A 23,636-nucleotide genomic window follows, 5' to 3' on the forward strand; every position below is an offset into this window, starting at 1 on the left:
TGATAGCAAAGTGCCATGATCCAACAACACGCCGTTCTTCTTTCCAATGGCATCACGCTGCACTGCCGCACCAGCGGCGTGGCGGGCCGCCCAGTGCTGCTGTTTTTACACGGCTTCCCCGAGGGCGCCTTCATCTGGGATGAGCTGCTGCTGCACTTTTCCCGCCCCGAAAACGGTGGCTACCGCTGCGTGGCGCCCTACCTGCGCGGATTTGGCCCCTCCAGCAGCCCCGCCGAGGTGGATGCCTACCGTGCCAAGCATCTGGTGCAGGACCTGGTTGCGCTGATCGCCCACGAATGCCCCGGCGGCGCGCTGGAATGCCTGGTGGCCCACGATTGGGGTGGCGCCGTGGCCTGGAACCTGGCCAATCAGCAGCCACAGCTCATGAAGCGCCTGGCCATCATCAATTCCCCCCACCCCGGGGCATTCGTGCGCGAGCTGGCGCACAACCCGGCCCAGCAGGCAGGCAGCCAGTACATGCACTTCCTGTGCCGCCCGGATGCCGAGGCGCTGCTGGCGGACGACGACTACCGCCGCTTGTTCGGCTTTTTCGACGCGCCAGATGGCAGCGCCCCCGCCTGGCTCACGGACAGCGTGCGCGCCCAGTACCGCGCGCTGTGGCAGCAGGGCCTGACCGGCGCTTGCAACTACTACCGCGCCAGCCCCATCCGCCCGCCACGCGATGGCGACCCTGGCGCGCAGGCCATCAGCCTGCCCGACAGCATGCTCACCGTGAACGTGCCCACGCTGGTGCTGTGGGGCATGGACGACCCGGCCCTGCTGCCCAGCCTGCTCGATGGCCTGCCGGGCTGGGTGCCGCAGTTGCAATTGCAGCAGGTCAACAGTGCCTCGCACTGGATCGTGCACGAGCACCCGGAGCACGTGGCCCTGGAGCTGCAACGCCTACTTCATCAAAAATGATAGCTACAAAGGCATGATGGACGCGCGGAGACGGCAATTTTTACCCAAAAAATGACGCCAAAAGCTGGGACGAAGCCGCGTCGGCCAAAGGCAAGGGGCAGACCGGGCGCACCAGGCATACAGGGCCCCCCACCAGAGATCAGTACACCGAATCCTCGCCCTCAGGCCGGGTTTTGAAGCGCTTGTGCACCCAGTAATACTGCTCGGGCATGGTGTCAATCACGGCCTGTAGCTCGTGGTTCATGCGCACGGTGTCGGCCTCGGCATCGTCGGTGGGGTAGCGAGTCCAGGCGGGCGAGACCTCGGCCACATAGCCCGTGGGCGTCATGCGCGAATACACCCCCACCACCTTGGCCCGCCCCAGCCGCGCAAAACGCGACAGCGACGGGATGGTGGCCGCCGTCACGCCATAGAACGGCACAAACAGCGAGTCGTTGCGGCCATAGTCCATGTCGGGCAGCAGGTACAGCAGGCCGCCCTTGCGCAGGCTGGAGATGATGGGCTTGACCCCATCGGCACGGTTGAGCATGCGCACATCGCCAAAACGCTGGCGCCCGGCCATGAACCAGGCGTCCACCGCCGGATCGGGGTGGGTGGCAAAAATTGAGGTGAACGCGCGCTGGGTGTTGAGCGGCAGCGCCAGGCCGCCTGCGTCCATGCCGTAGAAATGCGGTGCGAACAGGATGGTGGGCGTATCGCCCTCCAGCTCGTGGACCGCGCCCGTGAGGCGCACGCGGCGCTCAACCACCGCGCGCGGCGCGGCCCAAAGCCAGCTGCGGTCCAGCCAGGTCTGGCAGAACACCACAAAGTTCGCCCGCGCCACGGCGCGGCGGCGCGCCTCGGTCCAGTCAGGGAAACACAGCGCCAGGTTGCGCAGCGCCACCTTGCGCCGCCGCACCACCAGCACATAGGCCACCTGCCCCAGCACCCAGCCCATGCCGCGCAGCACGGGCAAGGGCAGCAGTGCCAGCACGCTCATGAACCACACCCCCAGGCGGCCGGTCATGCGGCACCCCCAGCAGCAGGTTCAGCTGGTGCGGCGTCCGCGCGCGGCTGCTTGTAGCGGCCATAGCCCCAGAGGTACTGCTCGGGGCATTGGCGGATGAGGTGCTCCATGGCTTGGTTGACCTGCAGCACGGCCGGGTCCATCTGGTCGGACAGCGGCTGTGCCAGGGGCTCGAAATGGGTGACATAGCCCCGCCCCCAGGGCTGGCGCTCGCAGCGCACCAGGACAACGGCAGCGCCGGTCTGCTGCGCCAAGCGTACGGCCAGGGTCATGGTGTAGGCATCGCGTCCAAAAAACGGCGCCCACTGGCCCTGCCCCTCGGGCGGCACCTGGTCGGGCAGCAGACCCACAGCCTCGCCCCGGCGCAGAGCCTTGATCATCTGCCGCACGCCCGCCAGCGTGGTGGGCACGGCCACCATGCCGGGGCGGTTGCGCGCGGTTTCCATCACCTTGGCAAGCCAGGCCTGACGCGCGGGGCGATAGAGCACCGTGATCGGGCCACGTTCGGCGCTCCAGCGCCGCGCCACCGCCTGGGCCGACAGCTCAAAACACCCCTGGTGCGGGGTCAGAAGCACAACGCCCCGCCCGGCTGCATAGGCCTGCTCCACACAGGCTTCGCCCTTAATGGCACAGGGCATGGTGGCCCCCATCCACAAGCGCGGCAGCTCGGCCACCATGCGCCCGGCATGGGCCACCGCAGCCCGAACAGCACCAAACGAATAGCCCGCCAACGCTGAATTGGCCAGAAAGCGGCGCCGATAGGTGGGCGACGCACAAAACGCCACCCAGCCCATCGCTGCGCCCATGGCATGCAGCAACCACAGTGGAAACGCGGAAAAGAATCGGAAGACGACTGGCATTAAAATAATTGGGTCGCTGAGTTAAATGAGCAACTTGCAGGGCGACGTAAAAAAAATCTGCTAAAGCGTTCGCCAGAGCTCCTTCGGGGTGAGGGCAACGCCCCAAATGCCGGAACACAGGAGTTTATTCAAATGGCGAACGACTTTCTCTTTACCTCGGAATCCGTCTCCGAAGGCCACCCCGACAAGGTGGCCGATCAGATCTCGGACGCGATTCTCGATGCGATCTTCAAGCAAGACCCCCGCTCGCGTGTTGCCGCCGAGACGCTGACCAACACCGGCCTCGTGGTGCTGGCGGGCGAGATCACCACCAACGCCCACGTGGACTACATCCAGGTGGCGCGCGACACGATCAAGCGCATTGGCTACGACAACACGGACTACGGCATCGATTACAAGGGCTGCGCCGTGCTGGTGGCCTACGACAAGCAATCGAACGACATCGCCCAGGGCGTGGACCACGCGAGCGACGACCACCTGAACACCGGCGCCGGGGACCAGGGCTTGATGTTCGGCTACGCCTGCGACGAGACGCCCGAGCTGATGCCCGCGCCCATCTACTACGCGCACCGCCTCGTCGAGCGCCAGGCCCAGCTGCGCAAAGATGGCCGTCTGCCCTTCCTGCGCCCTGATGCCAAGTCGCAAGTGACGATGCGCTATGTGGACGGCAAGCCGCACAGCATCGACACGGTGGTGCTCTCCACCCAGCACCACCCCGACCAGAGCGAAACACAGACCAAGATGAAGGCCTCGTTCACCGAAGCCATCATCGAAGAGATCATCAAGCCCGTGCTGCCCAAGGAGTGGCTGCAGAACACGCGCTACCTGATCAACCCCACGGGCCGCTTCGTCATCGGCGGCCCGCAAGGCGACTGCGGCCTGACAGGCCGCAAGATCATCGTGGACACCTACGGCGGTGCCTGCCCCCACGGCGGCGGCGCCTTCAGCGGCAAGGACCCAACGAAGGTGGACCGCAGCGCTGCCTACGCCGCCCGCTATGTGGCCAAGAACATCGTCGCCGCAGGCCTGGCACGCCAGTGCCAGATTCAGGTGGCCTACGCCATCGGCGTGGCAGAGCCGATGAACATCACCGTGTACACCGAAGGCACAGGCGTGGTGTCGGACGACCGCCTGGCCGCACTGGTGCGCGAGCATTTCGACCTGCGCCCCAAGGGCATCATCCAGATGCTGGACCTGCTGCGTCCGATCTACGAAAAGACGGCGGCCTATGGCCACTTCGGCCGCGAAGAACCCGAGTTCAGCTGGGAGAAGACCGATAAAGCTGCTGCGCTTCGCGCAGCAGCCGGGCTGTAAAGCCCGCCGCGCACTGGCGCGGTTTTCGGTCTTCGGGCGCAGTTCATATCGCCCCAGCGATGTGAACGAAGACCTAGGTACGGACAAGGCTGCCGCACTGCGTGCTGCAGCAGGGCTGTAAGCCCGCCGCGCAAGCGCGGTTCTAAGACGGTCGGAGCCGTACCCTCCGCGAAGCCGCAACGCCCAGCGCGTTGCGGCTTTTCTTTTGGGCATCCACCAGCGGCGCCCTCCTGCACACGCCACCCGCCTGCACTGACCGCGCCTTCTACAGCCCGCCGGTTCGTTCCTGCACACCCTTGTGGCCAATGCCCTGGGATTCAGCGGTGTCGCCGAAGGCGCAGCGGGCATTGGCCTGTCGCGCCACGCCATTTCGGAGTACCACCAGATCGACGAACTGCTGGAGTCACTGAAAGAGATCTAACTATCAAGACCCGCCTGGTTGCCCCTGGCCGAGACGGTGGCGCACCACCTGCAGGAAGGGGAACACAGCATCTTCCAGATGGCCGACAAGCTGCTGACGGAAAAGCAGAAATCTGCCCTCGCAGCTGAGCACCGGGTGGACAGCGAAAAAGCAAGGGCCGCCACGACCTGAAGCCCTGCGTCCATCCATCAGGCTGCGTCTTCGGCCTGCACAACACAATTGCGACCGCTGGACTTGGCCTTGTACAGCGCCGTGTCCGCGCGCTTGATGAGCGCATGGCTGTCTTCCTTGTGGTCCCAGGTGGCCACACCAAAGCTGGCACTGACATGGCCGACCGCATCAAACGGCGCCCCTGCAATGCGCGCGCGTACCGCCTCGGCCATGGCCATGGCGGCATCCACTGGGGTTTCCTTGAGCAGGATGATGAACTCCTCGCCCCCGAAGCGCGCCGCACAGTCGGACGACCGCAGCAGTTCGCGCACGCGCAGCGCTGTACTCTTGAGCACCACATCGCCTGAGTCATGCCCGAAGGTGTCGTTGATGCGCTTGAAGAAGTCGATGTCGAACATCACCACCGAAAGACTGCCCTTCTTGATGCGGGTGTCGGCCATCTCGGTCTCCAGCCGCTCAAAGAAGCGACGGCGGTTGACCAAGTCCGTCAGGAAGTCCTTGGTGGCCAGGTCTTCCAGCTTGCTGTTGAGCCGCGCCATGGGCTCGATCACCAGCGACGAGAGCGAGAGGTTGAGCACCACAAACAGCAGTGCAAAGCTGGCCACCAGTGCTGCCATTACCGTATTGAAGGTCTGGCGCGCCTTCTCCAGCGGGAAGTACATCGGCACCTTCACCACCTGGATGCCCACAGTTTCGTTCAAGCCCCAGCCAAACCCATTCTTGTCGCCATAGACCTTGAGCATGGTGGGCGGCGCCGCCTCCGGGGTGCTGTGGCAGGCCAGGCACTGGGCCTGCTTGATGGTGATGGGGCGGGCCACGTACATGGCGCGGTGCATGCCCTCACCCACCTCGCCCGTGACCTCCTTCTTGAGGTCGGCGCGGCCTTCGCGGAAGTCGCTGATGATGCGCTCCTCCCACTCGTTGGCGCGGTCGCGCAAGTTGGTGGGGTTGAGCACCGCCTCCTTGTACTCATAGCCAGGAAAGCGGCTCTGCAGGCGGCGCAGCGTTTCGGTGGCAGCGTAGGCGGGCACGGTCTGGGGCAGGAATTTTTCGGCCAGCGTCACATCCAGGTGGGGCTTGACCAGTTCGGTGGTGTAGTCGCGGATGGCCATGGCGGCGTGCATCATGATCTGCGAGTTGTGCTGCACCTCTTCGATGGCAGACTGCTGCAGAAAGCGGTGCACATAGGCGCCCGCGCCCAGCACGGCCAGCAGCAGCACACCCGCCAGCACCAAATTGAATTTGAGCCGCAAAGACATGAATCTCTCTCAAGCGCCAGCGCGGTGCTGGCTTGTTGTTGGTGGTGCATCGCCAGCCTCCTGGCCCGCGCGGCGCACCCACCGTTCGTGGGACACAAAGTTTGCGTTTGTGCCAGATTTCCCCGCAGCGGTCCAATAGTTTGTGCGCTGCGGGTGCGCTACAGCCCCCTCACACTCAGAGACAGGTGACCCCGGTAAGCCGGGCGCACACGGTACAGCTGTGCGGGCCGGTGGGCGCCGCCGCCTTGCAGCGCGCCCGGCACGGGCTCCAGCATGGCCAACTCGTCCATCTTGCGGCGAAAGCTCACCTTGTTGACCGGCTCGCCCAGGACCGCCTCATACACCGCCTGCAGTTGCGGCAGCGTGAAGGGCTCGGCGCACAGGTGCACGGGCATGGAGGAATACTGGCTTTTGCTGCGCACACGGGCCACAGCGGCATCGACCATGGCTCGGTGGTCAAAAGGCAGCGCAGGCAACTCAGCCACTGCGACCAGCGTGAATGGCGTGCCCGCCAGTACTTCGGGCGGCACGAGGGCGCAATAGGCCACGGCCACGGACCAGCCTCGCGGGTCACGCACCGGACCGGAGAAGGTGGCCAACTGCTCCAGGTAGGGGCTCTGTAAGCCCGCCTTGTCGCGCAGCACCCGGGCGGCGCTGGCCTGCGCATCGGCGTCTTCTTGCGCATGGATATAGCCCCCCGGCAGCGCCAGCGCGCCGGCAAACGGCGCGCGTTCACGGCGCAGCAGGGCCACTTGCAACGCACCTTGCTGCAAGGTCAGCAGCACCACATCGACGGTACAGATCACAACGGGCATGGCGGATTCGGTCATGCGCCAAGTTTGTCACAAGCATGAACAAACCGGCATCCCGGTAGCGAACCACATGCCCCGATGCAAATTCTTCTAAGCCACTACGAAACAAGTGCTTTCAACTTAGTTAGTTTATTTTTTGTACTAACAAGATTACACTGCGTCCAACAACCCAGGAGAAGACCATGCCCCGCAACATTCAGCTGCTGGTGATAGACCCCCAAAACGACTTTTGCGACCTGCCTGCCGCATGGCAGCCCGTGGATGCGCTCACCGGCCAACACACCGCGCCCGCACTGCCTGTGCCCGGAGCGCATGCGGATATGCAACGCCTGGCCCAGTTCATTCGCCAGCAAGGCAGCCTGCTCGACGGCATCACCGTCACGCTGGACTCGCACCAGCGCTTTGACATCGCCCACCCCGGCTTCTGGCAGAGCGGCGTGGGGGCCGATGTGGCGCCCTTCACCCCTATCACCGCCGCCCAGGTGCGGGCGGGCGACTTCACACCGCACGACTCCGCCGCCCTGCCGCGCACCTTGCAGTACCTGGACGCGCTGGAAACCCAGGGCCGTTACACACTGATGGTGTGGCCCGTGCACTGCGAGTTGGGCAGCTGGGGCCACGGCGTGCATGCCGATGTGCTGGCCGCCTGCGGCGAGTGGCAACTGCAGCGCCAGCGCGCTGTGCGCAACGTGTTCAAGGGCACCAACCCCTGGACAGAGCACTACAGCGCCATTGAGGCCGAAGTGCCCGACGCTGCGGACGACAGCACCGCGCTCAATACCGCCCTGCTGCGCCAGCTGGGCCAGGCCGATGTGCTGCTGATTGCGGGCGAGGCCAGCAGCCACTGCGTGCGATCGACCACCGAGCACATCGTGCAGCACCTGCCGCGCCTGCAGCCGGGCTGGCAGGCCAGCCGCATCGTGCTGCTGACCGATGGCATGAGCCCCGTGGGCGGCTTCGAGGCGCAACACCAAGCGTTTCTGGAGGGCATGCGCGCCGCAGGCGCTCAGCTTTCCACCACGAGCCAAATCAGCCTCTAGCGCTTATCTATAAAGCGCAAGCAGCTACAAAAGGAGAGCATCACCATGCAACCCGTCATCACCAGCCTGCTCGACACCGACCTCTACAAGTTCACCATGTGGCAGGCGTTGCTGCACCGCCACCCGCAAACGCAAAGCGAATACCGCTTTGTGTGCCGCAACACACCCGCCTACCCGCTGGCCGAGCTGCTGCCCGAGGTGAATGCCGCGCTGGACCACCTGTGCACGCTGCGCTTCACAACCGACGAACTGGCCTACGTGGCCAGCCTGCGCTACATCAAAAGCGACTTTGTGGACTTTCTGCGCATCTTCCAGTTCCAGCGCAGCTTCATCCGCGCCTGGGCCGAGGGCGAGCAGCTGCACATCGTGGCGCAGGGGCCGCAGGTGCATGTGATGGGCTTTGAGATTTTTGTGCTGGCCATCGTCAACGAGCTGTACTTTCGCCGCTTTGACGCGGCCAAGGCCCTCACCAAAGGCCGCGAACGCTTGGCCGCCAAGGTGCAGCAACTGCAGGCCCTGGCGCAGCAGGCCACGCTGCGCCACCCGTTTGAGCTGTTCGACTTTGGCCTGCGCCGCCGCTACAGCGGGGCCTGGCAGCGCGAGGTGGTGCAGACCTTTGCCACACAAGCGCCGCAGTGGTTCAAGGGCACCAGCAATGTGCTGCTGGCGCGCGACCTGAATCTCGTGCCCATCGGCACCATGGCGCACGAATACCTGCAAAGCTATCAGGCCCTGGGCGTGCGCCTGCGCGACTTTCAAAAGGCGGCGCTCGAAGACTGGGTGCAGGAATACCGGGGCGACCTGGGCATTGCGCTGACCGATACCGTGGGCATGGACGCCTTTTTGGCCGACTTTGACCTGTACTTTGCAAAACTGTTTGACGGACTGCGGCACGACTCGGGCGACCCGGTGGCCTGGGGCGAGAAGGCACTGGCGCACTACGCCAAGCTGCGCATTGATGCACACACCAAGCGGCTGGTGTTCTCTGACGGGCTCGATCTGGAACGCGCCATGATGCTGTACCGCCACTTTGGCGACCGCACCCAACTGGGCTTCGGCATTGGCACCAACCTCACCAACGACATGGGTGCGGACCACAAGCCGCTCAACATCGTGATGAAGCTCACGCACGCCAACGGGCAGCCCGTGGCCAAGCTGTCAGACACACCCGGCAAAACGCTGTGTGACGATGAAACCTACTTGGCCTATTTGCGCCAAGTGTTCCAAGTGAAGGACTGACCATGCTGCGCATCACCCTCGCCCAACTCAACCTCACCGTCGGCGACATCGAAGGCAACGTGGCCCGCATGGTGCAGGCGGCGCAGCAAGCCGCCCGCGAGCAGGCCGACCTCATCGTCTTCAGCGAACTGTCGCTGTGCGGCTACTACCCCGGCGACCTGCTGGAAGAAGCCGGTTTTCTGCAGCGCATCCAGGTGGGCCTGGCCGCGCTGCAACAGGCCTCTGCCGCGCTGCCGCAATTGCACTGGGTGCTAGGTGCGCCCACACCCACGCAAGGCCCGGGCAAAAAGCTGCACAACAGCCTGCTGGTGCTGCAAGGCGGCACGGTGCGCCTGCAGTACGCCAAGCAGTTGCTGCCCACGTACAACATCTTTGACGAGCGCCGACACTTTGAGCCCGGCCCCGACGTGGCCAAGGTGCTGCGCATCGGCAGCGCCCAGGTGGGCCTGCTGATCTGCGAAGACGGCTGGAACGACCACGGTGCCGACTACTCCACCAACCCGTTCGAGCGCCTGCGCGACGCGGCCCCCGACCTGGTGGTGAGCATCAACGCCAGCCCCAGCCATATCGGCAAGCGCGAGCAGCGCCACCAAATTTTTGCCGGGGCCTCGCGCCGCCACGGCCTTCCCATCCTGTACGTGAACCAGATTGGCGGGCACGACCAGCTGGTGTACGACGGCGCATCGTTCGCCGCCGAGCCGGATGCGGGCGTGGTGTTCGAGGCCGCCCGGTTTGTGGAGGATGTGCGCACCCTGCAGTTCGACCGCGGCCACTTCCGCACCGCCGATGGCGCAGCGCCCGCAAACATACCCGCCGAGGGCCTGCCCACCATGGACTTCTACCGCCAGCAGATCGTGCTGGGCTTGCGCGACTACGCGCGGCGCTGCGGCTTCCAGCAAGCGGTGGTGGGCAGCTCGGGCGGCATCGACAGCGCGCTCACGCTGGCGCTTGCTGTGGAGGCGCTGGGTGCCGACAACGTGGTGGGCGTGACCATGCCCTCGCGCTACTCCAGCAGCGGCTCGGTCGATGACTCTGTGGCCCTGTGTCAGAACTTGGGGGTGAAGCTGCACACCCACCCCATTGCCGAGCTGGTGGTGGACTACGCCCAGCAGTTTGCAGCCAGCTTTGGCCAGCCGCTGCAGGGCTTGCCGCTCGAAAACCTGCAGGCGCGCATCCGAGGCACGGTACTGATGGAATACTCCAACGCCTTCGGCCACCTGCTGCTCACCACGGGCAACAAGAGCGAAATTTCGGTGGGCTACTGCACGCTGTACGGCGACACCAACGGCGGGCTGGGCCTGATTGGCGACCTGTACAAGACAGAGGTGTTTGCCCTCGCGCGCCACGTCAACGCACACGCCGGGCGCGAGCTGATACCCCAGGCCATCATCGACAAGGAGCCCTCTGCCGAACTGGCCCCCGGCCAGCGGGATGTGGACAGCCTGCCGCCCTACCCGGTGCTGGACGAGGTCCTTAAGCTGCTCATTGAAGGTGACCGGCTTTCTGCTGCCGAGCATGCCGCCGCGCAGGCCTTCGTGGCACAACTGCACACTGACGACACAGGCCGCGCCCTGGTGCAGCGCGTGCGCACCATGGTAGCCCGCAACGAGTACAAACGCCGCCAGGCTCCGCCCATCGTGCGCGTGCGGGCCCGGGCGTTTGGCAACGGCAGACAGATGCCAATTGCTGCCAAGTACGTGTGACGGACACCACTGGGAGCGCCAGGCGAAACCCGCACACACTGACCCGTTCTGGCTGAGCTTGTCGAAGCCACGCGCCACGCTACAACAGCCTCAGCGTGAACTTTGAGGGTTTCATGGCACCCGCCACAGAGCATCAAAACCTTAAAATCACTACAAAAACCATAGCTGATTTCGCTTATCTATCAGGCGCAGAAGCCATTTTTTTCTCAAAATTACTGGAGACCCATGCACGACACCGCCCTCCTCATCGGCCGCTTTGAACCCGTGCACAGCGGCCACCTGGCCCTGCTGCAAGAGGCCCTGCGCCAGGCGCCCCAGGTGATCGTGGTCGTGGGTTCGGCCTGGCAGGCCCGCTCGCCCAAGAACCCCTTCACCTGGCAAGAGCGCGAGGCCATGCTGCTGGGTGCATTGCCTGAGGCCGATCGCGCCCGCATTCAAGTGCTGCCAGTGCGCGACTACTACAACGAAACCGTGTGGGTGCAGGCCGTGCGCGCAGGCGTGGCCCAGCGCACGCAGCCGGGTGCACGCATCGCGCTCGTAGGCCATTTCAAGGACGCGACCAGCAGCTACCTGCGAGCCTTCCCCGGCTGGTCACTCATCGACCTGCCCCGCCAGGGCAGCATGGACGCCACCACCATCCGTGATGCCTACTTTGGCGCCACGGCTGACACCGTGGGCGAGGCTCTGGCACCGCTGGCGACAGAGATCCCGGCCAGCACACTCACACATCTGCAGACCCTGGCCCGGACCCCACACTACGCAGCGCTGCAGCAGGAGTGGCACATGCTGCGCGGCTACCGCGAAGCCTGGTCGGCCGCGCCCTACCCGCCTGTATTTGTAACGGTAGACGCCGTGCTTCGCTGCCAGGATCATGTACTGCTGATCCGCCGCGCCCACGCGCCAGGCAAAGGGCAGCTGGCGGTGCCCGGCGGCTTCATAGAGCAACGCGAAACCGTGTGGCAGTCCTGCCTGCGCGAGCTGGTGGAAGAAACCCACTGCGACCTGCCCGAGGCCCGCATGCGCGCAGCGCTGCAATCGGTCGCCGTGTTCGACCACCCCGACCGCAGCCAGCGCGGCCGCACCATCACCCACGCGCACTACTTCGACCTGGGCGACGCCCCCTTCCCGGTGGTGCAGGCCGATGACGATGCGATGCTGGTGCAGTGGACGCGCATTGATCAATTGGCGGGGATGGAAGAAGAGTTCTTTGAAGACCACTTCCACATGCTGGACCACTTCCTGACGATCACCGGGGCACAGCGGTCTTCTGGGGACTGACGATCGGTTATCCATCGCGCTAAACGCGGCCCGTGGAGCATGCAACTGGCGCGCTCAATACAGCGCCCCGCGCAAGGGTCGCCCCGCCGCGAAGGCGGCGTATCCAGCGCATGCGTTGGGGGCGTCCCCCTCCCGAATCGCCCAGCGAGTCGAGAGAGGGGGAAGGCGCGAAGCGACTCAGGGGGGGCTTGTCACGCGTGGCTGTGCAGCCACTCTGTGAGGGCGCGCACCGGCATGGGCCGCGCGTACAGGTAGCCCTGGTACTGCGCGATGCCGCGCCCCGCCACCCAATCGAGCTGCTCCTGCGTTTCCACACCTTCGGCCACAGCGGTGAGCCTCATGAGCAAGGAGAGCGAAACAATCAGCTCGGCCAGCGATCGGTTGGCATCCGTATCCTGGATAAAGGTCTTGTCGATCTTGAGCGTGTGGACGGGGAACCGCTGCAGGTAAGCGAGGTTGGAATAGCCCGTGCCGAAGTCATCCAGCGCCATGGAAAGCCCCAGCGCCGACAGCTCACGCATCACGTCCAGAACATGCTGGTCTTCGCCCAGCAGCATGGATTCAGTGATCTCCAGCTCCATGCGCGCAGGGTTCACACCGGCCTGCCGCAGCACACCGGTGATGTCGTGCAGCAGTTCGGGCGAGGCAAACTGGCGCGGCGACAGATTGACCGACACCACCAGGTCCCAGCCCTGCGCCGCCCACGCCACCTGCTGGTGCGCCGCCTGCGCCAGCACCCAAAGGCCCAACTGGCCGATCAGGCCCATGCTTTCGCAAGCGGGGATGAACTGAGCGGGCAGCACCAGGCCCAGACGCGGGTGGTTCCAGCGCACCAGCGCCTCCACCGCACGCAAAGTGTTGGTGGCAACATCCACACGGGGCTGGTAGTAGACCTCGAACTCTTTGCGCTCCAGCGCCTGGCGAAGTTCCTTCTCCAGCTCGGTGCGGCTGCGCGCCACCTCTGCCAGACTGCCGTCAAAGTAGACCAGCGTGTTGCGCCCGCGCTTCTTGGCGGCATGCATCGCCAGGCCTGCGTTGCGCAGCAGTAACTCAATGGTGTCGCCATCCTGCGGGTAGAGCGCCACACCCATGCTGGATGTCACACGCAGTAGCGTGCCCGCCACCGACAGCGGTGCGGCCAGCGCCACAGAGATGCGCTCGTGCAGCGCGTCGAGGTCGGCGCGGATGCGCGGGGATGTGAGCAGCACCAGAAACTCATCGCCGCCCCAGCGGGCCAGCACTTCAGTGCCATGTCGAGTGTGACGCAGGCGCTGCGACAGTGCCACCAGCAGCTCGTCGCCCGCCGCGTGGCCCAGCGTGTCGTTCACGTCCTTGAAGTTGTCCAGGTCGATAAGCAGCAACGCTGCTTCCAGCGACTGGGCGCGGGCTTCTTCCATCGCTCGCGCAAAACGCTGGGTGAAGTGCGCTCGGTTGGGCAGGCCGGTGAGCACGTCGTGCAGCGACTGGAAATTGGCGCGCTCTTCGGTGTGTTTGATGGCGCTGATGTCCGCCTCGCTCACGAGCACGGCGTCTTGGCCGGTGATGGCGTCGTTGCAGCGGCGCGCCGATAACTCGTGCCAGCGGTCACCCCGGGGCGTGCGCACGGCCAACGTAAGCGTGGCCACGCCCTGCTGCTCCAGACTGCGTGAGAGCGTGGCAAACGCAGCGGGGTTGCCAATCCGGTCCTGCAACCGCTCGCCAGGGCTGAGCACGGCGGCGCGCGCGGCCGGGTTACGGTAAAGCGCCTCGCCGTTCTGGCCGTAGAGGGTGATCATCACCGCCGTGTGCAGCAGCGCCTCCACCGAGCGCAGCGACTCGGGCGGCACCACGCCCACAGGCTCGGCTTCGCACAACATGCTCATACGGCCATCGGGCAGCTGGTGCCCGGTCAAGCGCACGTTGAGCGACACCGGCACGCCGCCGGGATAGATGGTCCATTGCTCGTTGAAGCTGGTTTTGCCCCGCAAAACAAAGTCACACTGGTACTGTGCCAGGCGCTGCGCCACGGATTCGGACATGTCGTGCCCCATGTCGCGGCCACACAGCTCGGCCAACGTTGTGGCGCTCCAAACCTCCAACGCGGGGGTGTTGGCCCAGTGCACACATTGCCCCTCGATGTCGAACACCCAGACAGGGCGGGACAACCACTCCAGCGCGGCGTAGCGGGCTGTGCGCGCTGCAAGCTCGGCGGCTGTGGGCTGGCGGTCCACCGGCAGGCGACCTGCCGGAGTGGGCATCGACCCGCTCATGCCAGCCCGCAGCCCAACGCCAGGCCCAAGGCCTGCACGCACAAATGGTTCAGCAACAACCGGTCAGGCATGAACTGCGAATAGGCGAAGAAAACCACAAGGAATGTTTGCGCAAGACAACGCGCCAGACGCAACTCCTTGGATCTTCGCACACTCCCGTGGCATGTCCAACCCATCCGGTCATGCCACGCGGAACTGCCCCACGGTTTGCGACAAGGCCACGGCCTGCTGGCTCAGCGACTGGGCGGCCGCCAGTGCCTCCTCCACCAAAGCTGCGTTCTGCTGCGTGCTCTGGTCCATCTGCGAAATCGCCTGGTTGACCTGGGCGATGCCGGCGCTTTGTTCGCCGCTGGCAGCGCTGATCTCGGCCACCATGGTGGTCACGCTCTTCACGCCAGCCACCACTTCGCCCATGGTGGCGCCAGCCTGCTCCACGAGTTGCGTGCCCACACCCACCTTGGCCACGGAGTCATCAATCAGGCCCTTGATCTCCTTGGCTGCAGCCGCGCTGCGCTGGGCCAGGCTGCGCACTTCGCTAGCCACCACAGCAAACCCCCGACCCTGCTCGCCCGCACGGGCCGCCTCCACCGCCGCGTTCAGTGCGAGGATGTTGGTCTGGAAGGCAATGCCGTCGATCACGCTGATGATGTCCACGATCTTGCGCGAGGACTGGTCGATGGAGCCCATGGTTCCCACCACCTGCTGCACCACATCGCCACCGCGCACGGCCATGTCGGATGCGGCACGCGCCAGTTCGTCAGCGCGCTTTGCGTTGGCCGCGTTCTGCTGCACAGTGGATGTGAGTTGCTCCATCGAGGCTGCCGTCTCCTGCAGTGCGCTGGCCTGAGACTCGGTGCGGGCCGACAGGTCGCCATTTCCGGCAGCGATTTCGGAGGACGCGGTGTTGATGGAGTCGGTGCTGTCGCGTACCTGCTTGACCAAGTGCGATAGGTTGTCGCGCATGGCGCGTATGGCGTGCAGGATGCTGGTTGTGTCACCAGGCAGCGTTTGCACATCCACGGCCAAGTTGCCTTCAGCGATCTGGGTGACTACCTCTGCCGCATACTGCGGCTCGCCGCCGAGCTGGTGCACCAGGGTGCGCAACATCTGCCAGGCCATCAGCGCCACGATGAACATCAGCACCGCGCCAATCGACAGCAAGATGGCCGTGTTGCGCCAGAAGGTGTTCTCGATGTCGTCCACATAGTCGCCAAAGCCGATGATCCAGTCCCAGGGCTCGAACTTGATGACGGCATAGAGCTTGTCCACCGGCTCCTTGGCGCCCGGGCGCGTGCCGGGCGCTGTCACGGTGCCCACCGTCACGCCCTGCAGCGCAGTACGGTAGCGCACACCCGCCTCCTTGCCGCCCTTTTCATCGACGATGCCGATGCGCTTGGGGTTGGGGTGCACGTAGTTCACATCGTTGGTGAAGCCCCGGACAAAAAAGTACTTGTCTTTGTCCACAAAGCTACCGATGGTCTGGGTGGCCTCCTTGATGGCGTCTTCGCGCGAGAGCGCGCCGCTCTTTTCTTTTTCGTGCGACTTCTGGGCGGCCGCGTGGGCCAGCACCACCAGGTTGGAGAGCTGTGCAGTGCGCTCTTTCATCATCGACTGGTAGAGCGTGGTGAGCGCCATGGCCGACAGCACGACCAGGCCCAGGAGCGTGGCAGCGCACAGCCACAGGATGCGGGTTTTGAGTTTCATGGGACCGCCCTCTTCGCGGAAAACAGAAAAATACAGAGCCCCGGAAGATACAACGCCACCCGAACCCTGCGGGCGCGCCGCCCCACTGCGCGCGCGATCAGGTTCCCGCGCGCTCCAGCATCGCATGCAGCAGCACGTTGCACCCCGCCTCGATGTGCTCGGGCTTGGCGTCCTCGATCTCGTTGTGGCTGATGCCATCCTTGCAGGGGATGAAGATCATGCCGCTGGGCGCGAGCTTGGCCATGTAGACGGCATCGTGCCCCGCGCCTGACACAGCGGGCATGTGGCTGTAGCCCAGCTTGGCGGCTGCGCGGCCCACGGCCTCCACACACTCGGGCTGGAAGAGCTGCGCGGGATAGCTGGACACCATCTCAATATGCACCTGCACGCCATGCTCCTTGGCCACCTGGTCGGCAAAGGCCTTGACCTCGGCGGCCATGGCGTCCACCAGTGCGTCCGTGCTGTTGCGCAGGTCGATGCTGAATTTGACCCGGCCCGGAATCACGTTGCGGCTGTTGGGGAACACCTGCACCATGCCCACGGTGCCCCGGCCATGCGGCGGGTGGCGGTGGGCGGCGGCGACCACGTCTTGCATGATGCGGGTGGCGGCCAGCATCGCGTCCTTGCGCAGCGCCATGGGCGTGGGGCCTGCGTGGGCTTCCATGCCGGTGACGGTGCAGTCAAACCAGCGAATGCCGAGCACGCCGCTGACCACGCCGATGGTCCTATCGTTGTCTTCCAGCACCGGGCCTTGTTCGATGTGGGTCTCGAAGTAGGCGCCAATGGGGTGGTCGCCGGGCTCCTGGTCGCCGATGTAGCCGATGCGCTCCAGCTCACCCTTCACGGTCTTACCTTCGGTGTCGGTGGCGGCGTAGGCGTGCTCCAGCGTGAAGGCTTTGGCGAACACGCCTGAGCCCATCATCACGGGCACAAAGCGGCTGCCTTCTTCATTGGTCCAGAAAGCCACTTCGATCGGTGCCTCGGTCTCGATGCCGTGGTCATTCAGCGTGCGCACCACCTCGATGCCCGCCAGCACGCCGTAGTTGCCGTCGAACTTCCCGCCCGTGGGCTGGGTGTCGATGTGGCTGCCGGTCATGATGGGCGGCAGGCTGTTGTTGCGCCCGGGGCGGCGCATGAAGCCGTTGCCGATCTTGTCGATGGTGACGGTCATGCCTGCCTCACGCGCCCAGCGGGTCACGAGGTCGCGGCCTTGCTTGTCCAGGTCGGTGAGGGTGAGGCGGCACACGCCACCCTTGGGCGTGGCACCGATCTGCGCCAGCTCCATGAGCGAATCCCACAGGCGCTGGCCGTTGATGCGCAGGTTTTCGATGTCGGTCTTCACTTTGGTGTCCATGGTGTTCTCCGGATGCATTGCAGCAGTTAACGCGCAACGGCGGTGGGCGCCAAGTCCTGCGCACGCTTTTGCACGGCCTGGAAGTTGGCGCCAAACGCAGGGCGCTTGATGTAGCGGCCTTTGCCCTGCTCGGCCCGCAGGTCGCCGTTGGCAAACACCACGCGGCCCTGGCTGACGGTGTGACTAGGGATGCCGCGCACAGTGCGGCCTTCAAAGATGTTGAAGTCGCCCTTGCTGAACTGGGTCTTGGCCGAGAAGGTCTTGGTGCCTTGCGGGTCCCACAGCACCAGGTCGGCATCGGCGCCTTCGCCAATGAAGCCTTTGCGCGGGTAGATGTTGAACAACTTGGCCGCGTTGGCCGAGGTGATGGCCACGAACTCGGATGGCGTGAGTCGCCCAGTGTTCACGCCGCCATCCCACAGCGCAGCCATGCGCTCTTCCACACCGCCCGTGCCGTTCGGGATCTTGGCGAAGTTCTCTTTGCCCATGGCTTTTTGTGCGGCGCAGAAGGTGCAGTGGTCGGTCGCTGTGGTGTGCAGCTGGCCCGACTGCAGGCCGCGCCACAGCGCCTCCTGGTGGCCCTTGGGGCGAAAGGGCGGGCTCATCACATAGGCGGCGGCCTTGGCAAAGTCGGGGTCACGGTAGACGCTGTCGTCCACCAGCAGGTGGCCCGCCAGCACCTCGCCGTACACGCGCTGACCACGTGCGCGGGCACGGGCAATGGCGTCGGCGGATTCCATGCAGCTCACGTGCACCACGTAAATGGGCACGCCCAGCACGTCGGCAATGGCGATAGCGCGGTTGGCGGCTTCGGCCTCGACCATGGGCGGGCGCGAGAGCGGGTGGCCCTCGGGGCCGGTGATGCCCATCTTGGCAACCTCTTGCTGCAGCAGGTAGACAAGTTCGCCGTTTTCGGCATGCACCGTGGGCATGGCGCCCAGCTCCAGCGCGCGCTTGAAGCTGTTCACCAGGGTTTCGTCATCGCACATGATGGCGTTCTTGTAGGCCATGAAGTGCTTGAAGCTGTTCACGCCCTCGTCCTGCACCAGCGTGCCCATGTCGGCGCGCACCTGCTCACTCCACCAGGTGATGGCGACGTGAAACGAATAGTCGGCGGCCGACTTCTCCGCCCAGCCGCGCCACTTACGATAAGCATCCAGGATGGGTTCTTGCGGATCGGGGATCACGAAGTCGATGATGCTCGTGGTGCCGCCGGCCAGCGCAGCCGCCGTGCCGGTAAAGAAGTCGTCCATGGTGACGGTGCCCATGAACGGCAGCTGCATGTGCGTGTGCGGGTCAATGCCGCCAGGCAGCACGTACTGACCGCTGGCGTCCAGCACCTGCGCGCCGGCAGGGGCCTGTGCCGCAGCATCCTCCCCCACGGCCACGATGCGGCCATCGACGCACAACACATCGGCGCGCTGTTCACGGTCGGCGTTGACCACGGTGCCACCGCGGATCACAAGGGCTTGACTCATGGGGGTCTCCTTCAGGGATACGGATCAGATCAAAAAAGGCCCTGCACTGGCACCAGGCCCAGGCAGGGCCAAGGGGTCACTTCTTCTTGGCAGTCAGGTAGTAGTAGGTGCCCGCAACGGCCAGGCTGAAGAACCAGCCCGAGTCGAACAGCGTGAGCCAGATGGCGGGCATGCCTGCCTTGTCCACCACGCCCGACACCGCCAGATAGCCAGGCAGACAGGGCAGCACACCCAGCGCAAAGGCGATCAGTGCGTGCAGGTTCCAGCCGTTGCTGTACTCGTATTCGCCGCCACGGCGGTACAGGTCGTCCACCTTCAACTCGCTCTTGCGCACCAAGTAGTAGTCCACCAGCAAGATGCCCGCGATGGCCCCAAGCAGCGTTCCATAGCCACCTAGCCAGGTGAAGAGGTAGCCGCCCGAAGTGGCAAGAATCTTCCAGGGCATGAACACGAGCCCGATAAGCGCAGCGATGACGCCCCCCATGCGGAAGCTGATCTTGGAGGGCGCGCACTGGCTGAAGTCATACGAAGGCGACACCAGGTTGGCGGCCACGTTGGTCGTGAGGTTGGCCAGCAAGATCACCAGCAGCCCCAGGCCCGCCGCCACGCTGCCCATCTGGGTGAGCAGGCCGTCAGGGAACAGTTGCGCTTTGCCATACAGGATGGCCGATGCCGAGAAGCCGATCACGCCCACCATGGAGAACAGGGCCATGGGCAGCGGCAGGCCAATCGCCTGACCCACGACCTGGTCCTTCTGCGACTTGGCAAAGCGTGTGAAGTCTGGAATGTTGAGTGCCAGCGTGGCCCAGAAGCCCACCAGCCCTGTGAGGGCGGCCCATGTCTTGGGACCACCTTCCACCACCTTGGCAGGCAGATTGAAGAGTTGGCCCGATGGCACCTTCATCATCAGCACCACCACGAACAGCACCGAGGCGCCGATCATCAGCGGCGCTGCAATCACTTCCAGCAGGCGGATGGACTCCGGCCCCTTCCAGATGAAGTAGATATGCACCGCCCAGAACGCGAGGAAGCACATGAACTGCGAGGTGCTGATGGTCTCGCCCTCTGCGGGGCCCGCGAGCCCCATGCCCAGGATGTTCAAGAAGCCATGCAGCGCCAGCGCACCGAAGTAGCAGTTGATGGAAAACCAGCCACACGCGACCAGACCGCGCAGCACGGCCGGCAGGTTGGCGCCTTTCACACCGAACGAAGCACGCGCCAGCACCGGAAAAGGCACACCATATTTGGGCCCGACGCGCCCGATCAGCACCATGGGGATGAGCACGATGCAGTTGGCCAGGAACACCAGCCACACGGCCATCTGCCAGGTGAAGCCCTGGTCCAGCATGGAGCTCGCCATGGTGTAGGTGGGCACACACACGACCATGCCCACCCACAGGGCGGCAAAGTCCTTCCACGTCCAGTGTCGCTGCGCGGCGGTGGTGGGGAGCAGATCTTCATTGGCGAGCGTGTTGGATGCTCCGCCGGGCATTGGCCCCGCCACGTGGGCAGCGCTGCCGGTACTGTTGGTCATGCCTGTACTCCTGTCAAAGACGTCGTTGGGGTTGCACACAACCCGCTGTCTGGTCCGGCGCCCTCACGCTGGCAGATGGCGGGCAAAGGGAAGCGAGCGATGCTAGAGATCACGCAAGAACTGCACCAGATGCAGTGCAGCATGCGTTGCAAATCAGCACCACAACGGGTGCTGTCACAACGCCTTGCAGGGCCTGTGGCACACGCACGCATGGGCGCACATCAAGCTGCGGCAGACACCCGCTGCGGGTTGTTGGGGTGCGTGGTCCAATTGGCGTATTCGCCCGTCACCGTCTTGCCCGTGCGCACATCCACCTCGCCGGGCTCCAGTGCGCGCATGGTGATGCACTCGGGCACGGGGCAGATCGACACGCACAGGTTGCAGCCCACGCATTCGGCCTCGTTGATCTCGAACTTGCGCACGCCGCCTTCCTTGGTGAAGGTGATGGCCTGGTGCGAGGTGTCTTCGCACACCACATGGCAGCGGCCGCACTGGATGCAGGCATCCTGGTTGATGACGGCTTTTTCGATGTGGTTGAGGTTGAGGTTCTTCCAGTCCTTCACCGTGGGCACGGCCTGACCCTTGAAGTCGTCGAGCGTGGCATAGCCGTGGTCGTCCATGAAGTTGGAGAGCCCATCGCACATGTCCTGCACGATTTTGAAGCCATACACCATGGCGGCAGTGCACACCTGCACCGTGCCGCAGCCGAGCGCAATGTACTCAGCCGCGTCGCGCCAGGTGGTGATGCCGCCGATGCCGCTGATGGGCAAGCCGGCGGTCTGCGCATCGCGTGCGATCTCGGCCACCATGTTGAGCGCAATGGGCTTGACGGCCGGGCCGCAGTAGCCGCCGTGCGAACCCCAACCGTCGGTGCTCGGGCTCATGACCATGCGGTCCAGGTCCACACCCATGATGGAGTTGATGGTGTTGATGAGCGACACGGCATCCGCCCCGCCCGCCTTGGCAGCGCGTGCGGGCTGGCGCACATCGGTGATGTTGGGCGTGAGCTTCACGATCACAGGCAGCTTGCTGTAGTGTTTGCACCAGGCCGTGACCATCTGGATGTATTCAGGCACCTGGCCCACAGCCGCGCCCATGCCACGCTCGCTCATGCCGTGCGGGCAGCCGAAGTTGAGTTCAATGCCGTCGGCGCCCGTGTCTTCCACCAGCGGCAAGATGTTCTTCCAGCTCTCTTCCACACAAGGCACCATCAGCGAGACGATCATCGCGCGGTCGGGCCAGTTGCGTTTAACGCGCTTGATCTCTTCGAGGTTGGTGTGCAGCGGCCGGTCGGTGATCAGCTCGATGTTGTTCAGGCCGATCACGCGGCGGTCTTGCGACATGAGCGTGGAATAGCGCGGGCCGTTGACGTTGACCACGGCCGGGTCTTCGCCCAGCGTCTTCCACACCACACCGCCCCATCCCGCCTCGAAGGCGCGGGTGACGTTGATCTCTTTGTCGGTGGGTGGTGCGGAGGCGAGCCAGAAGGGGTTGGGGCTCTGGATGCCCAGGAAATTGCTGCGAATGTCTGCCATGGGGTGCTCCCGTGAAAACTGGGGTGGAAGGGTTCAGGCCACGTCAGGCCATATCAAGCCATCAGTGCGGCGTGGATGGAGACAGCGGCCACCTTGCCATGCTCCACCGCTTCCACCGTGAGGTCGCGGCCGCCCACGCGGCAGTCGCCACCCGCCCATACGCGCGCAAGGCTGGTCTGACCTTCGGCGTCCGTGACGATGCGTCCGCCTTCCAAGGCAACGCGGTTGCCCACCGGATCGGCCACAAAGGTCTGGCCAATGGCCTTGAGCACCATGTCGGCTTCGAGCGTGAACGTCTCGCCGGTTTCCACCAGCTTGCCGCCGCTCAGCGCCGTGGCGGCAAAACGCACGCCCTTCACCGTGCCGCCTTCGCTCAGCACCTCTTTGGGTGCCGCCCAGTGGCGGATCGTCACACCATTCGTCTGCGCCCACTGCTGCTCCACCGCTGAAGCGGACATGGCCTCTGCGCCACGGCGGTAGACGATGGTCACTTCTTCAGCGCCCAGCTTGCGCGACTGCACGGCGGCGTCCACCGCCGTCATGCCGCCGCCAATCACCACCACTCGGCGGCCCACAGGCAGGGTCGAGAGGTCGGCGCTCTGGCGCAGCTCGGCGATGAAGTCCACCGCATTGCGCAGGCCGGTGACCGTGGGCTCAGCCACGCCCAGCGCGTTCACACCCTGCAGGCCCAGGCCCAGGAACACAGCGTCGTAGGCGCCCAGCAGGCTGTCGAGTGTGATGTCACGACCCAGTTGCTGGCCGGTGCGCACCTCGATGCCGCCGATGGACAGCAGCCACTCCACTTCCTTCTGCGCGAAGTTGTTCGTGGTCTTGTAGCTGGCCAAGCCATATTCATTGAGGCCGCCGAGCTTGGGTCGCGCCTCGAACAGCACCACGTCATGGCCACGCACGGCCAGGCCATGCGCGCAGGCCAGGCCTGCAGGGCCCGCGCCCACCACGGCCACGCGTTTGCCGGTGGCAGCTGCACGCTGAAACAGCGGTGCGCCCGGCTTTTCAAAAAATGCGTCAGTCGCATAGCGCTGCAACGAGCCGATCTCCACCGGCTTGTCTTCATTGGTATTGCGCACACAAGCCTGCTCGCACAGCACCTCGGTAGGGCACACGCGGGCGCACATGCCGCCCAGCGGGTTGGCCTCCAGGATGGCGCGGGCGGCGCCCCGGTTGTTGTCCTGCGCAATGCGGTGGATGAACGAAGGAATATCGATGCCCGTGGGGCAGGCCGTGGCGCAGGGCGCGTCGTGGCAGTAATAGCAGCGCTCTGCCTCGATCAGGGCCTGAGGGCGGGTGAGCGGCGGGTGAGCGTCGCTGAAGTTGACGGCGTAGTCGGCCAGGTTCAGGCGTGCGGCATGAATGCCGCAGGCACGGCTTGCGGGTGTGTCCATCAGGTTTCCTCCGAGAGGGTCAGGTTGGGGGTCTGGGCGCCCATCGGGCGTGCGGGCGCACGCCGCGTCGCGTTGGAACGCCAGCCAGTGGCGCCAACCAATGCGGCACCAGCGTCGTGGCTGGCGCCCGCAAACTTCGGAGGTTTCATCGTGGTCCTCGCTGTGGGGTGCAGGTGCCCGCTGCTTTGGTGCCGCGGTGCCCTGCGTTGTGGGTCAATTTACCAACCCGTAAAAATTTACCAATTGGTAAAATCCCTAGAGCAAGGCGCGTGCCAGCCCCCAGCCAGCGATTTGCCAGTTTTCAGGCCCCGGCTTGTTCCACAATGGTGCAATGACTGCCGCCGCCCGCCCGCCC

The 23,636-nt window shown here is 64.9% G+C and carries 19 protein-coding genes; 7 read left to right on the top strand and 12 right to left on the bottom strand.

The features are described from left to right. The first annotated feature begins 15 nt into the window (after nt 1-15). The gene (locus tag DBR12_RS16730) at nt 16-921 is read left to right on the top strand and encodes an alpha/beta fold hydrolase (protein ID WP_108618278.1); all 906 of its coding nucleotides are present in this window, start codon (nt 16-18) and stop codon (nt 919-921) included. A gap of 139 nt (nt 922-1,060) precedes the next feature. Here DBR12_RS16730 and DBR12_RS16735 read toward each other — a convergent pair whose 3' ends face one another. Together DBR12_RS16735 and DBR12_RS16740 are read right to left on the bottom strand one after the other, a co-directional pair. Next, entirely contained in the window at nt 1,061-1,927 is an 867-nt protein-coding gene (locus tag DBR12_RS16735) for a lysophospholipid acyltransferase family protein (protein ID WP_108618279.1), read from the bottom strand. Next, complete coding sequence (locus DBR12_RS16740) at nt 1,924-2,787, bottom strand: lysophospholipid acyltransferase family protein (protein ID WP_108618280.1); 864 nt, start codon at nt 2,785-2,787, stop codon at nt 1,924-1,926. Before DBR12_RS16740 ends, DBR12_RS16735 begins: the two co-directional genes overlap by 4 nt. 132 nt (nt 2,788-2,919) lie before the next feature. Between DBR12_RS16740 and metK the strand changes: the two genes are divergently transcribed. Continuing rightward, nucleotides 2,920-4,101, top strand: coding sequence for a methionine adenosyltransferase (gene metK / locus DBR12_RS16745; RefSeq protein WP_108618281.1), 1,182 nt, complete (start codon nt 2,920-2,922; stop codon nt 4,099-4,101). Between the two features lie 298 nt (nt 4,102-4,399). Next, complete coding sequence (locus DBR12_RS23460) at nt 4,400-4,522, top strand: hypothetical protein (protein WP_255575925.1); 123 nt, start codon at nt 4,400-4,402, stop codon at nt 4,520-4,522. Nucleotides 4,523-4,710: 188 nt separating this feature from the next. Here DBR12_RS23460 and DBR12_RS16755 read toward each other — a convergent pair whose 3' ends face one another. Beyond that, nucleotides 4,711-5,952, bottom strand: a complete 1,242-nt coding sequence (locus DBR12_RS16755) for a diguanylate cyclase (protein ID WP_108618282.1) — start codon at nt 5,950-5,952, stop codon at nt 4,711-4,713. Between the two features lie 158 nt (nt 5,953-6,110). Continuing rightward, the gene (locus DBR12_RS16760) at nt 6,111-6,782 is read right to left on the bottom strand and encodes an NUDIX domain-containing protein (protein ID WP_108618283.1); all 672 of its coding nucleotides are present in this window, start codon (nt 6,780-6,782) and stop codon (nt 6,111-6,113) included. A gap of 164 nt (nt 6,783-6,946) precedes the next feature. Here DBR12_RS16760 and DBR12_RS16765 point away from each other — a divergent pair, with 164 nt between their 5' ends. The 4 genes from DBR12_RS16765 (at nt 6,947) to DBR12_RS16780 (ending at nt 12,024) form a co-directional block, all read left to right on the top strand. Continuing rightward, entirely contained in the window at nt 6,947-7,804 is an 858-nt protein-coding gene (locus tag DBR12_RS16765) for a cysteine hydrolase (protein ID WP_108618284.1), read from the top strand. 45 nt (nt 7,805-7,849) lie between these two features. After that, a complete protein-coding gene (gene pncB, locus DBR12_RS16770; RefSeq protein WP_108618285.1) occupies nt 7,850-9,043 on the top strand; it encodes a nicotinate phosphoribosyltransferase in 1,194 nt (397 codons plus the stop codon). Nucleotides 9,044-9,045: 2 nt separating this feature from the next. After that, the gene (locus DBR12_RS16775) at nt 9,046-10,746 is read left to right on the top strand and encodes an NAD+ synthase (protein WP_108618286.1); all 1,701 of its coding nucleotides are present in this window, start codon (nt 9,046-9,048) and stop codon (nt 10,744-10,746) included. 225 nt (nt 10,747-10,971) lie between these two features. Then, complete coding sequence (locus tag DBR12_RS16780; RefSeq protein ID WP_108618287.1) at nt 10,972-12,024, top strand: bifunctional nicotinamide-nucleotide adenylyltransferase/Nudix hydroxylase; 1,053 nt, start codon at nt 10,972-10,974, stop codon at nt 12,022-12,024. A gap of 191 nt (nt 12,025-12,215) precedes the next feature. Here DBR12_RS16780 and DBR12_RS16785 read toward each other — a convergent pair whose 3' ends face one another. From DBR12_RS16785 to DBR12_RS22215, 8 genes are all read right to left on the bottom strand, one after another. Next, nucleotides 12,216-14,261: a bifunctional diguanylate cyclase/phosphodiesterase gene (locus DBR12_RS16785; protein WP_233244629.1), complete on the bottom strand. Its 2,046-nt coding sequence runs from the start codon at nt 14,259-14,261 to the stop codon at nt 12,216-12,218. 192 nt (nt 14,262-14,453) lie between these two features. Further along, nucleotides 14,454-15,977 (bottom strand): methyl-accepting chemotaxis protein, encoded by a 1,524-nt coding sequence (locus DBR12_RS16790; protein WP_108618289.1) that lies wholly within the window; start codon nt 15,975-15,977, stop codon nt 14,454-14,456. A 97-nt stretch (nt 15,978-16,074) separates the two neighbouring features. Then, on the bottom strand, nt 16,075-17,331 hold the full coding sequence (locus DBR12_RS16795; protein WP_108618318.1) for a Zn-dependent hydrolase: 1,257 nt from the start codon (nt 17,329-17,331) through the stop codon (nt 16,075-16,077). A 26-nt stretch (nt 17,332-17,357) separates the two neighbouring features. Further along, nucleotides 17,358-18,809: a dihydropyrimidinase gene (gene hydA / locus DBR12_RS16800; protein WP_108618290.1), complete on the bottom strand. Its 1,452-nt coding sequence runs from the start codon at nt 18,807-18,809 to the stop codon at nt 17,358-17,360. 76 nt (nt 18,810-18,885) lie between these two features. Continuing rightward, the gene (locus DBR12_RS16805; protein WP_108618291.1) at nt 18,886-20,343 is read right to left on the bottom strand and encodes an NCS1 family nucleobase:cation symporter-1; all 1,458 of its coding nucleotides are present in this window, start codon (nt 20,341-20,343) and stop codon (nt 18,886-18,888) included. 221 nt (nt 20,344-20,564) lie between these two features. Further along, nucleotides 20,565-21,878, bottom strand: a complete 1,314-nt coding sequence (gene preA, locus DBR12_RS16810; RefSeq protein WP_108618292.1) for an NAD-dependent dihydropyrimidine dehydrogenase subunit PreA — start codon at nt 21,876-21,878, stop codon at nt 20,565-20,567. A 53-nt stretch (nt 21,879-21,931) separates the two neighbouring features. Then, the gene (locus tag DBR12_RS16815; RefSeq protein WP_108618293.1) at nt 21,932-23,281 is read right to left on the bottom strand and encodes an NAD(P)-dependent oxidoreductase; all 1,350 of its coding nucleotides are present in this window, start codon (nt 23,279-23,281) and stop codon (nt 21,932-21,934) included. Then, nucleotides 23,281-23,430, bottom strand: coding sequence for a hypothetical protein (locus DBR12_RS22215; RefSeq protein WP_158275007.1), 150 nt, complete (start codon nt 23,428-23,430; stop codon nt 23,281-23,283). The genes DBR12_RS16815 and DBR12_RS22215 overlap by 1 nt, the downstream gene beginning before the upstream one ends. Between the last annotated feature and the right edge of the window lie 206 nt (nt 23,431-23,636).

Origin of the sequence: Acidovorax sp. HMWF029 (assembly GCF_003060895.1) — a bacterium.
In the GTDB taxonomy this organism is placed as follows: Bacteria; Pseudomonadota; Gammaproteobacteria; order Burkholderiales; family Burkholderiaceae_C; genus Acidovorax.

What these genes read in the sequence shown, in the direction of transcription:
- DBR12_RS16730 (WP_108618278.1), top strand. Translation starts at nt 16, where the DNA reads ATGATCCAACAACACGCCGTTCTTCTTTCCAATGGCATCACGCTGCAC.
- DBR12_RS16735 (WP_108618279.1), bottom strand. Translation starts at nt 1,927, where the DNA reads ATGACCGGCCGCCTGGGGGTGTGGTTCATGAGCGTGCTGGCACTGCTG.
- DBR12_RS16740 (WP_108618280.1), bottom strand. Translation starts at nt 2,787, where the DNA reads ATGCCAGTCGTCTTCCGATTCTTTTCCGCGTTTCCACTGTGGTTGCTG.
- metK (WP_108618281.1), top strand. Translation starts at nt 2,920, where the DNA reads ATGGCGAACGACTTTCTCTTTACCTCGGAATCCGTCTCCGAAGGCCAC.
- DBR12_RS16755 (WP_108618282.1), bottom strand. Translation starts at nt 5,952, where the DNA reads ATGTCTTTGCGGCTCAAATTCAATTTGGTGCTGGCGGGTGTGCTGCTG.
- DBR12_RS16760 (WP_108618283.1), bottom strand. Translation starts at nt 6,782, where the DNA reads ATGACCGAATCCGCCATGCCCGTTGTGATCTGTACCGTCGATGTGGTG.
- DBR12_RS16765 (WP_108618284.1), top strand. Translation starts at nt 6,947, where the DNA reads ATGCCCCGCAACATTCAGCTGCTGGTGATAGACCCCCAAAACGACTTT.
- pncB (WP_108618285.1), top strand. Translation starts at nt 7,850, where the DNA reads ATGCAACCCGTCATCACCAGCCTGCTCGACACCGACCTCTACAAGTTC.
- DBR12_RS16775 (WP_108618286.1), top strand. Translation starts at nt 9,046, where the DNA reads ATGCTGCGCATCACCCTCGCCCAACTCAACCTCACCGTCGGCGACATC.
- DBR12_RS16780 (WP_108618287.1), top strand. Translation starts at nt 10,972, where the DNA reads ATGCACGACACCGCCCTCCTCATCGGCCGCTTTGAACCCGTGCACAGC.
- DBR12_RS16785 (WP_233244629.1), bottom strand. Translation starts at nt 14,261, where the DNA reads ATGCCCACTCCGGCAGGTCGCCTGCCGGTGGACCGCCAGCCCACAGCC.
- DBR12_RS16790 (WP_108618289.1), bottom strand. Translation starts at nt 15,977, where the DNA reads ATGAAACTCAAAACCCGCATCCTGTGGCTGTGCGCTGCCACGCTCCTG.
- DBR12_RS16795 (WP_108618318.1), bottom strand. Translation starts at nt 17,331, where the DNA reads ATGGACACCAAAGTGAAGACCGACATCGAAAACCTGCGCATCAACGGC.
- hydA (WP_108618290.1), bottom strand. Translation starts at nt 18,809, where the DNA reads ATGAGTCAAGCCCTTGTGATCCGCGGTGGCACCGTGGTCAACGCCGAC.
- DBR12_RS16805 (WP_108618291.1), bottom strand. Translation starts at nt 20,343, where the DNA reads ATGACCAACAGTACCGGCAGCGCTGCCCACGTGGCGGGGCCAATGCCC.
- preA (WP_108618292.1), bottom strand. Translation starts at nt 21,878, where the DNA reads ATGGCAGACATTCGCAGCAATTTCCTGGGCATCCAGAGCCCCAACCCC.
- DBR12_RS16815 (WP_108618293.1), bottom strand. Translation starts at nt 23,281, where the DNA reads ATGGACACACCCGCAAGCCGTGCCTGCGGCATTCATGCCGCACGCCTG.
- DBR12_RS22215 (WP_158275007.1), bottom strand. Translation starts at nt 23,430, where the DNA reads ATGAAACCTCCGAAGTTTGCGGGCGCCAGCCACGACGCTGGTGCCGCA.